The following is a 15,500-nucleotide window of genomic DNA, read 5'->3' as shown; positions in this document are numbered from 1 at the left end:
TCGCCTCTCTACCCCCCCGCCATATTCCATAACTATACAAATTTAAGTTATCGAAAAGTGAGTAAAGCACCGTGCCCTTTAGGCTAGTCCCGGGAAAGAGAGTCCTCTTCAGCGTTATCCGAAGACGCTAAATCATCTTCTGGACTAGAGGCCATGTCAGCCGTACCATTTGACTTCATCCGCACATAGGTTTTGTACTTTTTCTTCAGTAACTTATCCATGTATTGGGTTAGTTTTACTTTATGACGAATTGCATCATCTAGAGCATCTACCAATTCTGTAAGCATGCTTTTGTAGTATTCGGCATCTTTTACCACTTGCCCATTCGGCGTAACCAGTGGCGTTGGCGACCCTTTCTCGTGCTCATCAAGCTTAAATTCGGTTTCCATTTCTGGCTCGAACATTTCTTCACGAACTTCATCTATCACCGCCTTAATTATTTCGGCGGTAAGCTCTTTTTCATCTTCTAAAAATCCGAAAAGAAATGCTCTGTCCATAAAGGTATTGATCTTACGAGGAATACCTAAGGTAAAATCGTGAATGATACTGAAAGCATCATCGCTGATAGGCGGCTTATCATGCCAACCGGCTTGCGCTAAACGAAACCCAATGTACTCGGTGGTTTCTTCCAGGCTTAGGGGTTTTAAGTGGCATGATGCCACAATACGCTGCCTAAACTGGTCCATATTCGGCGCCCGCAATATAGGTTGTAGTTCCTTTTGCCCCAGCAAAAAGCTTTGTAATAATGGCTTTCCGCTTTGTTGGAAATTAGACAACATCCTTAATTCTTCAATGGTTTCAAGGGGAAGGTTCTGCGCTTCATCAACGATCAACAACGCGCGGCTATTTCGCCCATGCAACTCTCGTAAATATTGCTCCAGCGCTTGCAGAACTTCTGATTTACTGCGATTTTCAGTAGCTATATGAAATTTCGCAGCCACCATTTTTACCAGCTCATCTGGGTTTAGCCTAGGCGTCACAATTTGCACCGCAACAATATCATCTTCGATATCGGCCAAAAGGCTATTGGCTATAGTGGTTTTACCCGTACCTATGTCGCCCGTGATAACGATAAAGCCTTCCGCTTGTGATAACCCGTACTGTAAGTATGCCAATGCCCGTTGATGCCATTTACTGGCAAAGAAAAAGCTGGGGTCAGGGGTAAGTTGAAAAGGCTTAGCGCTAAGGCCGTAGTAACTTTCGTACATGCTGAAATCCGTTGAAAAAGCTTTATAGGTATTTAACGTTTGCGAGTTTAATACAGTGCATACACTTTTAAGGTACTTTACATCACTTTACGTTAAGACAGTTTGTTTTTCGTAATACGCTCTATTATTCCCGTTGTTGAAACGCCCTCTTCAAAATTAAGAACTTTAACTTCTCCGCCGTTTTCAATAACCTCTGCACCCCCGGCAATTTCTTCAACAGTATAGTCCCCGCCTTTAACTAACACATCGGGTAATAAGCGGGCAATGAGTCGCTGTGGGGTATCTTCCTCAAAAGGCACGACCCAATCCACCGCACTCAACCCCGCTAATACTGCCATGCGACGCGCGACATTATTTACAGGTCTGCCCGGCCCCTTAAGCTCAGTTACCGACTTATCCGTATTCACGGCCACAATTAGTCTGTCACCTAACAATGCAGCTTGTTCTAGGTAGGCCACGTGGCCTGAATGAAGTATATCGAAACAGCCATTGGTCATCACAATACGCTCGCCTCGGGCTTTTGAAGCCCGCATGGCCATCGCAAGCTGATCTTCTGACATCACACCACCATCTAAGTGAACGGATTGCTCTCCCACCGCTAGCGCTAATTCCGTGTTTGATACGGTAGAGGTACCAAGCTTACCTACCACGACACTGGCAGCTAAATTGGCGAGCACGCACGCTGCCTGCATCGGCAGTTTACTGGCCAGAGCAACGGCAAGGGTAGATACCACTGTGTCACCAGCGCCGGTTACGTCGTACACTTCTTTCGCTTTCGCGGGTAAGTGAAATTCATCAGCATCATCGTGAAATAATGTCATACCGTCTTCAGAACGCGTTAACAATAAAGCAGATAAATTTAGCTTCTGTTTAACGCTTTTGGCATGCTCTACCAGAGATTTTTCAGAATCTTGTTCACCGACCACTGCAAATAGCTCTGCTACATTTGGGGTAATTACGCTGGCGTTAGCGTATTTATCAAAATCACTGCCTTTGGGATCTACAATAACAATTTTGCCTTTTGCATTTGCCGCTTCAATAAGCCGCTGCGGCTCGCTAAGGCAGCCTTTAGCATAGTCAGAAAGAATAACTACATCTACATTATCAAGGGCTTTATCAAACGCTGTAGTAAGCGCGCTTTTATCAACCTCAGCAAAACTTTTCTCAAAATCTAAGCGCAATAATTGTTGATTGCGACTCATCACCCGTAACTTCGTAATAGTGTCATAGCCAGCGGCAGGAAAGAATTGACAGTCTATATCAAAAGTATCAAGTTTCTGACGCAATAATGTTGCGTTTTCGTCATCCCCACACATACCAAGCAGCGTAACTTTAGCGCCAAGTGTAGCCACGTTTACTGCCACATTTGCGGCGCCGCCGGGACGGTCTTCAGACCCTGTTACGTTCACTACAGGAACCGGGGCTTCAGGAGAAATTCGCCCAGTACCGCCACTCCAGTATCGATCTAACATGAGATCGCCAACGATAAGCACTTTTGCTTGACTAAAATCTGGTAAAATCATAGGTCAGTCAACCTCATAGATATAATTAAATTGAGTGAGAGTATAACAGCCAACAAAGGGAATACCCACCAAGACACGCACTCTTGGTACCTTTATATTGTGGAAAATAAGCTAGGTCATTTATATACCGGCATCACAACCGACCCCGTGCGTCGGTTGCGCCAACATAGAGGAGAATTAGCCGGTGGAGCGAAAGCGCTGAAAGGGAAATCGCCTATACACTTTAAAGCGGTTTTTATCATAGGTACTCGGGCACAAGCCTGCCAATTAGAAAGCCAGGTTAAACGTATGACTACGGCTAACAAGCGTCTTATTATCGCCAATAAAAAACTGCATAATTTATCTTGTATACTCGAGCAGCTACAGGCGTCTACCTTGTGAACACCTCAGATACTCGGGTAGCCTTTCGCCTTTGCGTGAAACGGCACTTATTAGGTGTCGCCCTTACTACTTGAGACATTTTTCAAACATAGCTAAATGAGGCATCTCATTTTGCGTTCATTACACTTTGGCACAAGCCGGAAACTCCCCGCCTACCAGGTTAGCCACCCAAAATACCGTTTATTATCATTGCAGTACCAATGCTTAAGGTGAACCCTAGTGAAGCGACACCCACATTATGCTGCTGATCTACTTCTTGCCTGAAATTCATACCAAAAAGTATAACTTTCTTACTCACCAATACTAAAATATGCAACGCGATGGCAAGCGTAACACTTACTACCAACCAGCCAGTCACATTACTTACATAGCCTTCGGGGTGATACGTTAAAATATCTTTAGCCGCCGACACAATCATGGCCATCCCGAGTAAATTTCCGGAATGCTCTATCGCTAACGCCAACTGTCCTTTGCGCAATGCCCCTTGGAATGAGCCATTTTGATTATCTTTTGCATATCGTACTTCTAAAATACGCGTCATCACTAACAGCATAGTCAGTACAATAAAAAAGCCAGAGACTATGGCTATAATGGCGTTCATGTCTGTGCCATCCACCCACACCATCATATTGTGTAATACAATGGCACTAGCAACCAAACTGGCGGCATCAACAAGCGCGATACTAACACTTCTATCTGCAATCATGGCGTGGGTATCCACCCGGTTTAACACGAGCTTATCGTGGGCAAAGCGCCCTACTTTTACCAAAATAATACCCACCACACCAAACAGTACCATACCAATGGCAGCGTCCTGATAGCCTTGTCCTACATGCCGACCAACAACGGCACTAAGCACAATACATAATGACAACCAGCCGCCGGCGATACTGATCCCGAAGGCAAAGTTATCTTTTACGCCCAGTTCTTCAGTCACCGAGTTGTTGCGTGATGCACTGGTGAGCCACTTCATCACTAATAACAGAAACAAGGCAATACCTAAATCGATGGCAAGGTAAACCCATAAGTCTCTTTCTAGTGGTACTAACTTAACGAGCGCGTCCACAAATTCTCTCCTTTTTCGTTCTAGCAAACTTCTGTGGCTGGTGGACAACCGTGAAATATGCCAGACTCGTTGGTATCAACGTTTTGAAATAGTTATTATTTTCGATGCCAATATTATGCCAATAGACAACGCAATTAATACGATCCTAGCGCAAAAAGCGCAAAAAAGCTGGCAACAATTGCTTACCACCAATGCACTATCGGATAAGGTGGTAGATTACGCTGATAGTATACAAAAGGCGTTTGCTCGTTCGGTGTTCTTAACTGAAACTTGTATCGCTCATGCTGACTGGGTTGAGGATATAGTTTTTCTGCAACTGCCTGACGCACTCCCTGCGTACTACCATGCTGAGGTTTCCCGCTTTATCGCCAAGTGTCGGAATGAAGACCAATTAGCCAAAGCGCTACGCCTTTGCCGACAGTATCACATGGCAGCAATTACCTATCTCGACGTACTTAACAAACAAACCATCAAAACGTCCTTACAACGTGTATCTTATCTCGCCGACGCCCTTATTTTTGGTGCTTACACCTGGCTCTATAAACTACTAGCTGAAAAGCATGGAACCCCCAGCGGCACTTATGGGCCTATGCCAATGTATATTCTTGGAATGGGAAAACTTGGCGGCCACGAACTGAACTTTTCCTCGGATATAGACCTTATTTTTACCTATCCAGAAAAAGGCGAAACTACGGGAGGAAAAAAGAGCATTGAACACCAACAGTTCTTTACTCGCTTATCACAAAAACTCATTCAAGCATTAAATAAGCACACAGTAGACGGCCAAGTCTATCGCGTTGATATGCGCTTGCGACCGTTTGGCGACTCTGGCCCATTGGTAATGCACTTTGATGCCTTAGAAGATTATTACCAAGAGCAAGGTCGCCATTGGGAACGTTTCGCGATGATAAAAGCGAGGGTTATCAACAATGATAACAGTGCCTATGCAGATGATTTAAGCGCGATATTAACGCCTTTCACCTTCCGCCGTTACTTAGACTTTACAACCCTTGATGCTCTGCGCAACATGAAGACCCTGATCGCCACTGAAATCAGACGTCGGCGGTTAAATAACAATATTAAGCTTGGCGCGGGGGGAATAAGAGAAATCGAGTTTTTCGCCCAAAGCTTTCAACTTATTCACGGCGGCCGTGAACCAGAACTTCAGAGTAAGTCTTTACTTACTACGCTTAACACGCTTTTCGAGCATGATATAGTTGAACAAAGTACGGTAAACGAGCTTATTACCGATTATTTATTCCTTCGTAAAGTGGAACACACTCTTCAGCAATACCAAGACCGTCAAACACAAACCCTGCCTGAAGATGAAGCGCAACAAAACGCACTTATCTCAGTAATGGGCTTTGAGAGTTACGCCAGCTTTTTGCAGTGTCTTGATGAAGTAATGCGGCGGGTTCATAGCCACTTCAACGGTTTAGTAGAAGAGCCTCACGATACCCATAGCTCGGAAGATAGTCTGTTTTCAGCCTGTCAGGATGCGTGGCAATTAGCGATGGATGAGGAAGAGTTCACTACCACGTTTTCCCCTTACATCGACCCCGTCGCCGCAAGTAAAATTCAACAATTGCTGTTTGATTTCAATGCTAACCAGCGCCGTTATCTATTAGGTCAAAAGGGTGAAGATACTCTAAACAAACTTATCCCCGAAATCCTGTATGTATTATTGGAACAAAGCCCTGGTAACGCTAATGCAGTTTTAAAGCGACTTTTGGGCGTGATCAGTGCAATTACTGGGCGCACAACTTATCTAGATTTACTGTTAGAAAATCCAGAGGTTTTAAAACAACTGGTTAAATTGTGCGAGCGAAGCGAATGGGTCGCGAATGAAATTAAGCGATTTCCATTGTTGCTCGATGAATTACTCACCCCTGTTTACCTAGAGCAGCAAAATACCGATATCGCCACCAGTAAAAACGATTACGAGCAAGAGCTTCGTCAAGTCATGTTAAGGATAGAGCCAGATGACGTAGAACAAGCCATGGACGCATGGCGCCAATTTAAGCTTTGCCAACAGCTACGTATCGCCGCCAGTGATATTAGCGGCTCGCTTCCCATAGCAAACGTTAGCGACAAACTTACCGTTCTCGCTGAAGTATTGCTCGACAGTGTTATGCACGCTGCGTGGAATCAAGTAGCGACGCGGTTTGGCGTACCTTCTCATCTCGACGGTGATGATACGGGGTTTGCGGTAATAGGGTATGGAAAATTAGGTGGGTATGAATTGGGATACGGCTCAGATTTAGATTTAGTCTTTCTTCACAATGCGCCACAAGGCAGCACCACCAATGGTAAAAAGTCTATAGAAGCACAACAATTTTACATTAAACTAGCCCAGCGCATGATGCACTTATTGAACACCAAAACATTATTTGGCCAGCTTTACGAAACCGATCTTCGATTGCGTCCTTCAGGTAATGCCGGTTTGCTTTGTTGTCATATCGATGGGTATAAAAAATATCAACTTAGCGAAGCGTGGACGTGGGAACATCAGGCATTGGTGCGCGCTCGTAGTATTTGCGGAGACGGTGCACTTTTACATTGCTTTAGTGAAGTAAGGAAAAACATTCTCACACTTCCACGCCAACGGGATCTTCTCGCTACAGACGTGGCCAAAATGCGTATAAAAATGCGTAACCATTTATTAAGTGAAGCCGAGCAGAAGGTGGATTTGAAGCAGTGCGCGGGCGGCATTACCGATATTGAGTTTATGACCCAATTTTGGGTATTAGCCTCTGCCCACGCAAATGAATCGATAACTGCGTTTACCGATAACCTGCGTATTCTTGATGTTGCCGCGAGCCAAGGCATTATCGATAGCAAGCAAGCGCAAACATTGCAAAGTGCCTACTTGGCCTTACGGGAACAGTACCATCACCTAACCCTTGCCGATACTAAGTATGCCGATCAAACAGAACAATTATCAGCGCTTCGAGAACAAGTAAGCGAGGTATGGCAGCAACTATTTGCTGAATATAGTGAATAACAAATTGAGCATAGCTAACGTGCGGCTGACACTATACATAGCGGCCGCCTTTTAGCCTCGCACCAATCTGCAATGTTGGTTCAAAAACTCCGTTTCTTCGGCAGTAACCACTAACGCCCGCTGCCCCGTACAAATATACGCCTTTACGGTGCCCGCGAAGCTACTATCAATGGCACTGGCAATTTTCGCCAACGAACCTGCTACCGTGTTATCCATTTGAAACTGGTGTTTTATCACGAAATCTTGTTCTAAATTCCATATCAACTGCATCCCTTCTGCCTGCGCATATGCCGATATAGCTTCCCTAAGAGTACTGCCCTCTTGAAATGTACGGAATTTGTGTTCGCCGGTCCAACGCTCATCCACGGGTCGAGTTTGGCTCGACATTTTTTCCAATTTTTCGTCTAGTTGCGGGTCTACCCCCGCTATATCAAGCACGAATGCACCTTGCTCGTCGTTAAGCTCTTCTGTAGATGTCATGCGGTATTCCCGATAGAACTCGCTTAGCCCTCTGGAAACCGATTTTTCTTCCACTTCACCCACGGCTACCGATTCATCTTGATTTCGTTCTTGAAGGTAGATCATAACGCCTGCGATAATTATAAGCACTGCTGCGAGCGCCACTTGCCGTGCCCAAAACAGGGTATTAGAGGAATTTTTTTTAGCCATAAAACGTTTGATTACCCAAGATATTCGAGAATGAAGCTACGATAAATCTATACCACAATAGATACCGACACAACGCCAGCGAAGCAAATTGTTTATAAAACCGATGGTTACCGTTTTTCGTAGTGTGCAACCACTCGGTTGCACACACTATTTATCTACAACCTGGTGCTTAATATAAAGAAGGGGAGTCGGGGGTTGGACGCGTTTTGAACCGCTTATGCATCCAAAGATAACTTTCGGGCTGTTCTTTGATGGCGCTATCAATGTGTTGATTTAGTTCAGTAAGGGCGGCATGGTCGTCCATTTCACCTAAGTGTGAAAGCGGAGGGTATATTTTTATTTTATAACCCGATGCTGTGTACTGAGACGTGATGATCATAGGTACACTCGTACTACGACGAATAAACATAAGTGTCGCTGTAGTGGTAGCCGTTTCTTTCACTCCCCCAAAGGGTACAAAAATGCTCTGCTTTCGCCCGTAATCTTGATCAGGCAGATACAAACACAGCTCTTTGTTCTCTAGTGCTTCTAATAACGCTCTCGCGTTCCGCTTGTGTATCATGTACTTATTCGATCGATTGCGACCATGATACTGCAAATAATCGATTAACGGGTTATTGTGCTTTCGGTAAAAAGCAATACTAGGATGAAAATAGCCAATACCACGACAGGCGAACTCTAAGTTCATATTGTGTAGCGCCATTCCGAACACGCCTTTGCCTTCAGCAAGAGCCTTTTCTACATGTTCATAGCCTTCAATTTCAACGCTACGTTTTACCCTCCAACTCGGCCACCACCAGCCCATTGCTGTCTCAAAAAGAGCCATCCCGGTGCGCTTAATATTCTCATTAACTATTTTATCCACTTGAGCATCGTTTAAAGATGGGTTCCAAAGTGCAATATTCTGGCGTGCAACCTTAGCTCTTTTAGGGACGATGATTGCAATAAGCTTTCCAGCCCTAGCACCGAGAAAACGAATAACCGGTAACGGAAGCCAGGTGATTAAGTAAAGGATGATTACGCCTATCCACACACCCCAATACTTAGGACTAAAATAGGAGAGTTTGAAACGAGGTGCCTTGATTGCCGCCGACAAGATGAATTTCCTAGTGACTTATTTGCGCGCTATTGTACCAGAGGTATTAGCGGGGGAAAGGTCTGATCTCCAAAAGGATGCCTTCCCGCTTTGCGCTATCGTAAACCTTCTTTCACTTGCTAACGTTAACTACGCCCACTTTAATATTCTTTGTCGATTTGCTTGATGCGTTTTTCAAACGTGTCAAATTGAGACTCAGAGTCATAGTCGAAATGGTATTGATTATGAAAGCCAAACTGTAATTTAACGTTACTGTCTTCTACAAATAAGGTATACCCGTCTAAATCAGTGTACGCAGTAATACCGTTTAAATGATATTGGTCCTCTTTTTTCGTTCCATGCTGACGGATTTTATCAAATACACGTAATAGTAATTTACTGTCTAGTTCATTCTTCATCGCGAATCCATTGATTTGAAGTATATGATCGTTTGTACCTTTTAATAGGTGTTTTGGATTACTCTTTATCACCCCTATTAAAAGTTATAACGCCACCCGAGGTTAACTACATGCGCTTTTACATCGTCTTGCCCACCGATATAAGTATATTCAACGCGAAGCATAGACGCTGTACCTAAGTAATAGTCAAAACCTAAGCCCGCCATACCTGCCACTATACTCTTAGCACTGTTGCACGCGTTTGCTGAGATACATTCTTCATCAGTAGTGTCTAATATCGAGCGAGTATCCATCGACATAACACCCACGCGATAAAAAAGCTCTCCGGTTTGATTTCCTGCTTTACCTAGAATGGCCACATAAGGGCCGCGTGCTTCATAGGTAGCATTACTCTCTTGCTTATCGGCTAACTGTAAATAACCAGTTTCCACATACCATTGACGGTGAAACTGGTACCCATAAGCAACGCTCACTGCGACATCTTGGCTATCATAGCGCTCACCCGAGGCTGTCACTAAAGGTAAATCTACTTCCGCGTAACCTAGCGCGCCTACGATATAGTGATTAGCTTCAACCAAGGGGGTAAATAGCAATGAAGTTATAGCTAACCTACGCATCATGGTAATCATAGTCTATCGCCTTCTCTTCGTTCTTAGCCTCACTATATAGCGTTAGCTTTCGATGTAAATTTAAATTAACAAATCCTTATTTGCTACAATAAAACAATAGTGCCACGTCGGTCTTTATACACACAGCTTCCCCCCTTTTTTCGTGTTTTAACCATTTTTTGCGCCCTCGGATTTCTCAAAAAAGTGAATGAATAGGTTCACCTTACTTTAGGGTTGGTTAATCAAAAGTAAAAAAACCTATTGATGGTAGGTTTTAACCACATGAAAAATAGTTAATTTTTACAAAATTTGATCTTTTTCAAATCTGATGTACTATAAACACATTGCAACTGGTCAGATGAGCGGATGAGTTATTATGAGTATCAGAACAAGTTTAAAGAAAGTGTTACCTCCTATTTCAGTTACCGAGCAAGAAGCGTTAGATGCGGGTGACGTGTGGATTGAGTCGTCTATCTATCAGGGTAAACCTGATATGCAGGCACTGCGTGACATCCCTCAGGCAAAATTGAGTGCGGAAGAACAGGCGTTCATGGACGGGCCAGTAACTGAGTTACTAGGTATGGTTGACGATTTCGAATTAGGAAATAGTGACCATATTCCTCAAGAAGTTTTAGATTTCTTGGGTAAAAATCGTTTCTTCTCTATGATCATTCCAAAGAAATTTGGTGGTCTTGAATTTAGCCCGTATGCAAACTCAACCATTGTTGCCACTATTGCAGCAAAAAGTGGTGCTATCGCCGTTACGGTAATGGTACCTAACTCGTTAGGTCCTGGTGAGCTGCTTATGCACTACGGAACTAGTGAGCAACAAGATTACTGGCTACCCCGCCTAGCCGACGGTCGCGACATACCGTGTTTTGCCCTTACAAGTCCTGAAGCTGGTTCTGACGCGGGCGCGATCCCTGATGCAGCAATCGTGACTAAAGGCGAATTCAATGGTGAAGAAGTTCTTGGTTTACGCGTAAGCTGGGACAAGCGTTACATCACCCTTGCACCTATTGCTACCGTCCTTGGTCTAGCGTTTAAAGTATTCGATCCAGACCAACTGTTAGGTGACAAACTAGAGCTAGGTATTACCTGTGCCCTACTTCCTAAGTCACACCCGGGTGTTGAGCTTGGTAATCGTCACGACCCCATGGGCGTACGGTTCTACAACGGTACCACGCGTGGTCAAGACGTGTTCATCCCAATGGACTTTATCATTGGCGGTCAAAAGAACATCGGTCGTGGTTGGCAGATGCTTGTAAGTTGTCTTGGTGCAGGTCGTGGTATTTCACTGCCAGCCATGGGTGTAGCTACAGCGCAGTCAGCATTTAAAGGCACGGTAGAGTACTCCTTCGTACGTGAGCAGTTTGGTCTTCCTATTGGTCGATTTGAAGGTATCCAAGAGAAAATAGCGGATATTGCCGGAAAAACATTCTTACTAGAAGCAATGCGTGTACTTACCACTGAAGGTCTTGGCCTAGGCGTTAAGCCATCGGTGGTAACGGCAATTGCTAAATACCATATGACGGAACTTGGTCGCGATGTAATGAACTCTGCAATGGATATTCAAGCAGGTAAAGCCATTCAGCGCGGTCCTCAAAACACCCTTGCAGGCGGTTATGCTGCACTACCTATCGCAATTACGGTAGAAGGTGCAAACATTCTTACTCGTAACCTTATGATCTTCGGTCAAGGTGCAATGCGTTGTCACCCTTACCTAAAAGACATGGTAGATCTTATTCACAGCAATGACAGTTCAGCTGACGCACAGTTTAATAAAGTGCTTCGCAAGACGGTTGGTTTTAGCGTTAAAAATGCATTTCGTAGTTTAGGCAAAGGTTACTTACCTTTCCTACGCGGTTCAGAATCGGCATTGCCAGAAGTACGTAAATATGAAAAACGCCTTAACAGCATCTCAGCAAAATTAGCACCTCTAGCGGACTTGTCTCTAGCGGTACTAGGCGGAGATCTTAAGAAAGCCGAGCTACTATCTGCACGCTTAGGTGACGTAATGAGTTACCTTTATGGCGCAATGGCTGCTATCCGTTTTTACGAGCAGCGTATTGAAGACAGAAAACTCGCTCTACCGTATTTTGAATATGCGGTACAGTGGTCGCTTCAACAAGCGGATCAGGCAATTGTTAACTTCATCAACAATTTCCCGAATACAGCCACCCGCGGTTTAATGCGTTTGCTAACAAACACTTACTCAAACAGTGTTGCGGGTATTAGCGATGATCTTGTGCGCGAACTATCCATGGCATCAATGCAGGATAATAGTGTTAAAGCGCAATTGACTCACCTAGTACGTGTTAGCCCAGGTGACGGTAACGATATTAACGAGCAAGCGTTTAAAGCGAAGCACGCGGTAGCACATCTACTTGGTAAAGTGCAAAAAGCACTTCGCAAAGAACCAGTGGTACCCTTTATATCGTTTGAAAATGCGCTTGGTAAGCTTCAGGAAAAAGGCGTAATTAACGCACAAGAAGCCGCCCAACTTCATGATTATAATGAAAAGCGTAAATTAGCCGTTCGTGTTGATGAGTACACCTTTGATATGGAGTTACTACCAGCGACCCAAACGCTAAAAGCCGTTGACGGTGGACAAAGCGCAGCATAAATTTTATATCGATAAAAAAGCCCCATCATAAGTGTGGGGCTTTTTTTTGCGCTGAATTTTACTATGTATTAATCAAACATGTATTTCATTGACAATACGGTGGTACGGCCGTTAAGTGGACGTGCTCTTATATAGCTCCCCACTTCAGCAGAACCTTCCTCAGACTCAGTGATGATAAACTCATCGGTTGCATTGTTTACATTAAGCGACACTGAAAATTGGTCGTTTACCCAATAAGTGGCAAAAAGATTCACTAGGTTATAACCTTCCTGCTTAAGGTCATTGTTATCCTGAACATAGTATTCGGTAGAGCCCTGCAACGATGCGCCAACAGACCAGTAGTCGGTTACATACTCGGGGGTAATAGTCCAAATCCAATCGGCTTGACGGCGTGGCGTATTCCCTTCAAGTGCAGCATCGTTTACATCTTTGCTAATCTCAGCATCGGTCCAGGTTAAGTTACCTGACAGAACAAAGTTGTCCATTGCGTTCCAGCGCCCTTCAAACTCTAGCCCTGTCGCTTCGTACTCACGCATAAATGTAAGGCCACTGGTTACTTCCGCCTGCGTGTCTTCGGTAACTGTATCGAACAAAGTCGCGTTAACCATTAAATCTCGCGTACCGTATTTAAACCCCACTTCTAATTGTTTAGTGGTGTCGTAGCCTGACGTGGTGCTGGTTAAACTGCCATCAGTGTTTAACGTACCGCCGATTTGCAGTAAGCGATCTGCAATGGCACGCCCGCCTTTAGAGTAGCGGGCGAAGAACGTTTGGCTATTACTCAGAAGATAGGAACCACCAATTGAGTAAGATGTATTATTGACTGAATAATCAACTATTTGTGATGCCGCACCAGCGCGGTTCAAGTTAATAACACCACCACCGATGAACCCGCTATTTATTGCAGAGGCATCTTCAATTTGCTCAATAGTACCATTACCGTTTAAGTCAAAGTCTGAATTTCCGCCGCAGCAGGAACTGATCAACTCACCAGATGCTTCGGTTGTATCGTGACGTACTGACGCATCAATTAAAATATTGTCTGACAACTCGAAACCTATGTTCATATAGGGCGCTTTTGTTACATAGTTTAAATCCCACTCCCAAGATAAAAAGCTTGGCGATAATAGGCCATTAGAAACTAATTCTACGCCATCGCCGTTAGTGATGTTAAGGAGCTGAGAGTTGTCGCCATCAAGGGTTTGAATAAATGTCTGCCAGCTAGACCAACTTGTTGCGATATCTTGATTTGAGTAGTAATACCCAACGGTTAAATCGACACCGTTATCAAACTCTTTGCGCAGACTGAAGTCGTTGATCATGTTGCCTAAATCGTTAATACGGGTATCGAACTGTAAATTTGTAAACGCCTGACCGGTATACACATCTCCAGCTCCCGGTCCGTTCGCCAGTGTTACCCTAGTACTGTCACAGTTAAGGGCATTGCCATCACCGTCTGTAGCGCCTGCGCATAGCGCAGAGGCAACATTAGAAACATCACCTGGACCCACTGGGAAGCTATCGGTAAAAGGGGCAATGAAACCACCAGAGATATCTGAAATACGGAATTTGTTCAAAAGGAACAGATTTTCAGCGACTTCTAAGTCAACCTCTACGCCGAACGAGTTTACCTTTGACTCAATACCGTCGCGAACGTCACGGTTCTCGGGGTTACCATAGCTATCGAAGGTGGAAATGTTGGTATTATACGCAGAATTCAACGCTTGCGAACTTGCGTCATAACCAGGTACTGGGCCATATTCTCCGTCGCCTTTAACCAACACGGGTGAAGGTAGGTACGTTGATACTTTATCATCTAAGTTTTTGTAGTAAAAACGGATATGTCCATTGTCTAACATCTTAGTGATGTTAAATTTGATTTGTCCACCTTGGTCGCCATTGTAACCTGTTTCTCGCGGGCCTTCCCCGCCGCGGGCGAAGCCTGCTATGTGGTAATAGAGATCATCAGAAATCTCACCGCCATAGCGGAAATCCAAACGAAATTCTTCATAATCAATACCGAAGGACGTTCCTATAGCGCCGCCACCAACTTCACCTGTGTTACTAATCATATTAATTACGCCGCCTGGTGAGTTACTGGCGAAAGTAGATGCAGACCCACCGCGCACCGCCTCAACGTTAGCAACCGACCAATCATAGCGTAAAAAATTATCGGCGTTACCAAAGTTAATATCGCCATATTCTAAAACGGGGAGGCCATCTTCATGTAGTTGAAGAAACTTAGAGCCCCCGGTAGCAAGAGGAATCCCCCGGATAGTGATATTCGCGTTACCACCACCGCCGGAAGATTCAGCGCGAATACCAGGTAAAGCTCTGAAAACCTCAGCGGTCGATCTCGGCGCTAATTTGATAATATCGTTTTCATCAAACGAACTCACGGACACGCTCGCCTCTTGCATTGTTGCCCCACCCGGGGCTGCAGTGACGACGATTTGCTCAAACTTTTCTTTGTCTTTTGCGCCCGCAGCTTCACTAGCAGCGTCTTGTGCAATTGCGATACTTGGAAGGGCGGTAGTAAAAGCAGTAAATACCGCTAATGTAATTCTGTTCAATGTGTGATGTGTTTTCATGCGTTCTCCGGCGATAAGATGGGCCGTATATTTAGTAAGCCAATGTATTTAACAAAACAACTTAATCGATTAAGAATATATACCACTCCCGTTTTCATGTAAACAGACTGTGAATAAAAAAATTAGCTTTCCCAGCGTTAGAACTTATTTTTAACATCAAGATTACCAATCGATGTTTATTATCGCATTGTTTGTCTACTTCTTAACTTTTCATAAAACATAGCAATGAACTGTGCTCTTCACACTATTAGGGAGCCGCATTAAGTTACCTGTATGGAAAACAAAGTGGGTTCGCAAATAGCATGCTATTGTTTAGGTAGCCCACGGCAA

At 44.4% G+C, this 15,500-nt stretch carries 11 protein-coding genes; 3 read left to right on the top strand and 8 right to left on the bottom strand.

Features of this window, described 5'->3' with window-relative positions; translation table 11 throughout:
• Window positions 1-83: 83 nt before the first annotated feature.
• Both GTH32_RS09385 and hldE read right to left on the bottom strand, forming a co-directional pair.
• The gene (locus GTH32_RS09385) at window positions 84-1,208 is read right to left on the bottom strand and encodes an XrtA/PEP-CTERM system-associated ATPase (protein WP_163085045.1); all 1,125 of its coding nucleotides are present in this window, start codon (window positions 1,206-1,208) and stop codon (window positions 84-86) included.
• Between the two features lie 92 nt (window positions 1,209-1,300).
• Complete coding sequence (gene hldE, locus GTH32_RS09380; RefSeq protein WP_163085043.1) at window positions 1,301-2,731, bottom strand: bifunctional D-glycero-beta-D-manno-heptose-7-phosphate kinase/D-glycero-beta-D-manno-heptose 1-phosphate adenylyltransferase HldE; 1,431 nt, start codon at window positions 2,729-2,731, stop codon at window positions 1,301-1,303.
• 30 nt (window positions 2,732-2,761) lie between these two features.
• On the opposite strand from hldE, the gene GTH32_RS09375 reads away from it, so the two are divergent.
• Complete coding sequence (locus tag GTH32_RS09375) at window positions 2,762-3,112, top strand: GIY-YIG nuclease family protein (protein ID WP_163085041.1); 351 nt, start codon at window positions 2,762-2,764, stop codon at window positions 3,110-3,112.
• A 160-nt stretch (window positions 3,113-3,272) separates the two neighbouring features.
• On the opposite strand, the gene GTH32_RS09370 is transcribed toward GTH32_RS09375, so the two are convergent.
• Window positions 3,273-4,178, bottom strand: a complete 906-nt coding sequence (locus tag GTH32_RS09370; protein ID WP_163085039.1) for a DUF350 domain-containing protein — start codon at window positions 4,176-4,178, stop codon at window positions 3,273-3,275.
• A gap of 115 nt (window positions 4,179-4,293) precedes the next feature.
• Between GTH32_RS09370 and glnE the strand changes: the two genes are divergently transcribed.
• Window positions 4,294-7,182 (top strand): bifunctional [glutamate--ammonia ligase]-adenylyl-L-tyrosine phosphorylase/[glutamate--ammonia-ligase] adenylyltransferase, encoded by a 2,889-nt coding sequence (glnE, locus tag GTH32_RS09365; RefSeq protein ID WP_163085156.1) that lies wholly within the window; start codon window positions 4,294-4,296, stop codon window positions 7,180-7,182.
• Between the two features lie 51 nt (window positions 7,183-7,233).
• Here glnE and GTH32_RS09360 read toward each other — a convergent pair whose 3' ends face one another.
• The 4 genes from GTH32_RS09360 to GTH32_RS09345 all read right to left on the bottom strand — a co-directional run bounded on the left by GTH32_RS09360 (window position 7,234) and on the right by GTH32_RS09345 (window position 9,974).
• Window positions 7,234-7,851 carry a TcpQ domain-containing protein gene (locus tag GTH32_RS09360; protein ID WP_163085037.1) on the bottom strand — a complete coding sequence of 206 codons (618 nt, stop codon included), beginning with the start codon at window positions 7,849-7,851 and terminating at the stop codon, window positions 7,234-7,236.
• A gap of 169 nt (window positions 7,852-8,020) precedes the next feature.
• Window positions 8,021-8,947, bottom strand: coding sequence for an LpxL/LpxP family Kdo(2)-lipid IV(A) lauroyl/palmitoleoyl acyltransferase (gene lpxL / locus GTH32_RS09355; protein ID WP_163085035.1), 927 nt, complete (start codon window positions 8,945-8,947; stop codon window positions 8,021-8,023).
• A 140-nt stretch (window positions 8,948-9,087) separates the two neighbouring features.
• Window positions 9,088-9,345 (bottom strand): DUF3081 domain-containing protein, encoded by a 258-nt coding sequence (locus tag GTH32_RS09350; protein ID WP_163085033.1) that lies wholly within the window; start codon window positions 9,343-9,345, stop codon window positions 9,088-9,090.
• 77 nt (window positions 9,346-9,422) lie between these two features.
• Window positions 9,423-9,974 carry an outer membrane beta-barrel protein gene (locus tag GTH32_RS09345; RefSeq protein ID WP_163085031.1) on the bottom strand — a complete coding sequence of 184 codons (552 nt, stop codon included), beginning with the start codon at window positions 9,972-9,974 and terminating at the stop codon, window positions 9,423-9,425.
• Window positions 9,975-10,329: 355 nt separating this feature from the next.
• Here GTH32_RS09345 and GTH32_RS09340 point away from each other — a divergent pair, with 355 nt between their 5' ends.
• A complete protein-coding gene (locus GTH32_RS09340) occupies window positions 10,330-12,579 on the top strand; it encodes an acyl-CoA dehydrogenase (RefSeq protein WP_163085029.1) in 2,250 nt (749 codons plus the stop codon).
• 68 nt (window positions 12,580-12,647) lie between these two features.
• Here GTH32_RS09340 and GTH32_RS09335 read toward each other — a convergent pair whose 3' ends face one another.
• Complete coding sequence (locus GTH32_RS09335; RefSeq protein WP_163085027.1) at window positions 12,648-15,170, bottom strand: TonB-dependent receptor domain-containing protein; 2,523 nt, start codon at window positions 15,168-15,170, stop codon at window positions 12,648-12,650.
• Window positions 15,171-15,500 lie beyond the last annotated feature (330 nt).

The sequence above is a fragment of the Alteromonas profundi genome (genome assembly GCF_010500865.1).
GTDB lineage: Bacteria > Pseudomonadota > Gammaproteobacteria > Enterobacterales > Alteromonadaceae > Alteromonas > Alteromonas profundi.
Note: the sequence above shows the minus strand (reverse complement) of the source record. Positions and strands in the feature narration are given on the sequence as shown.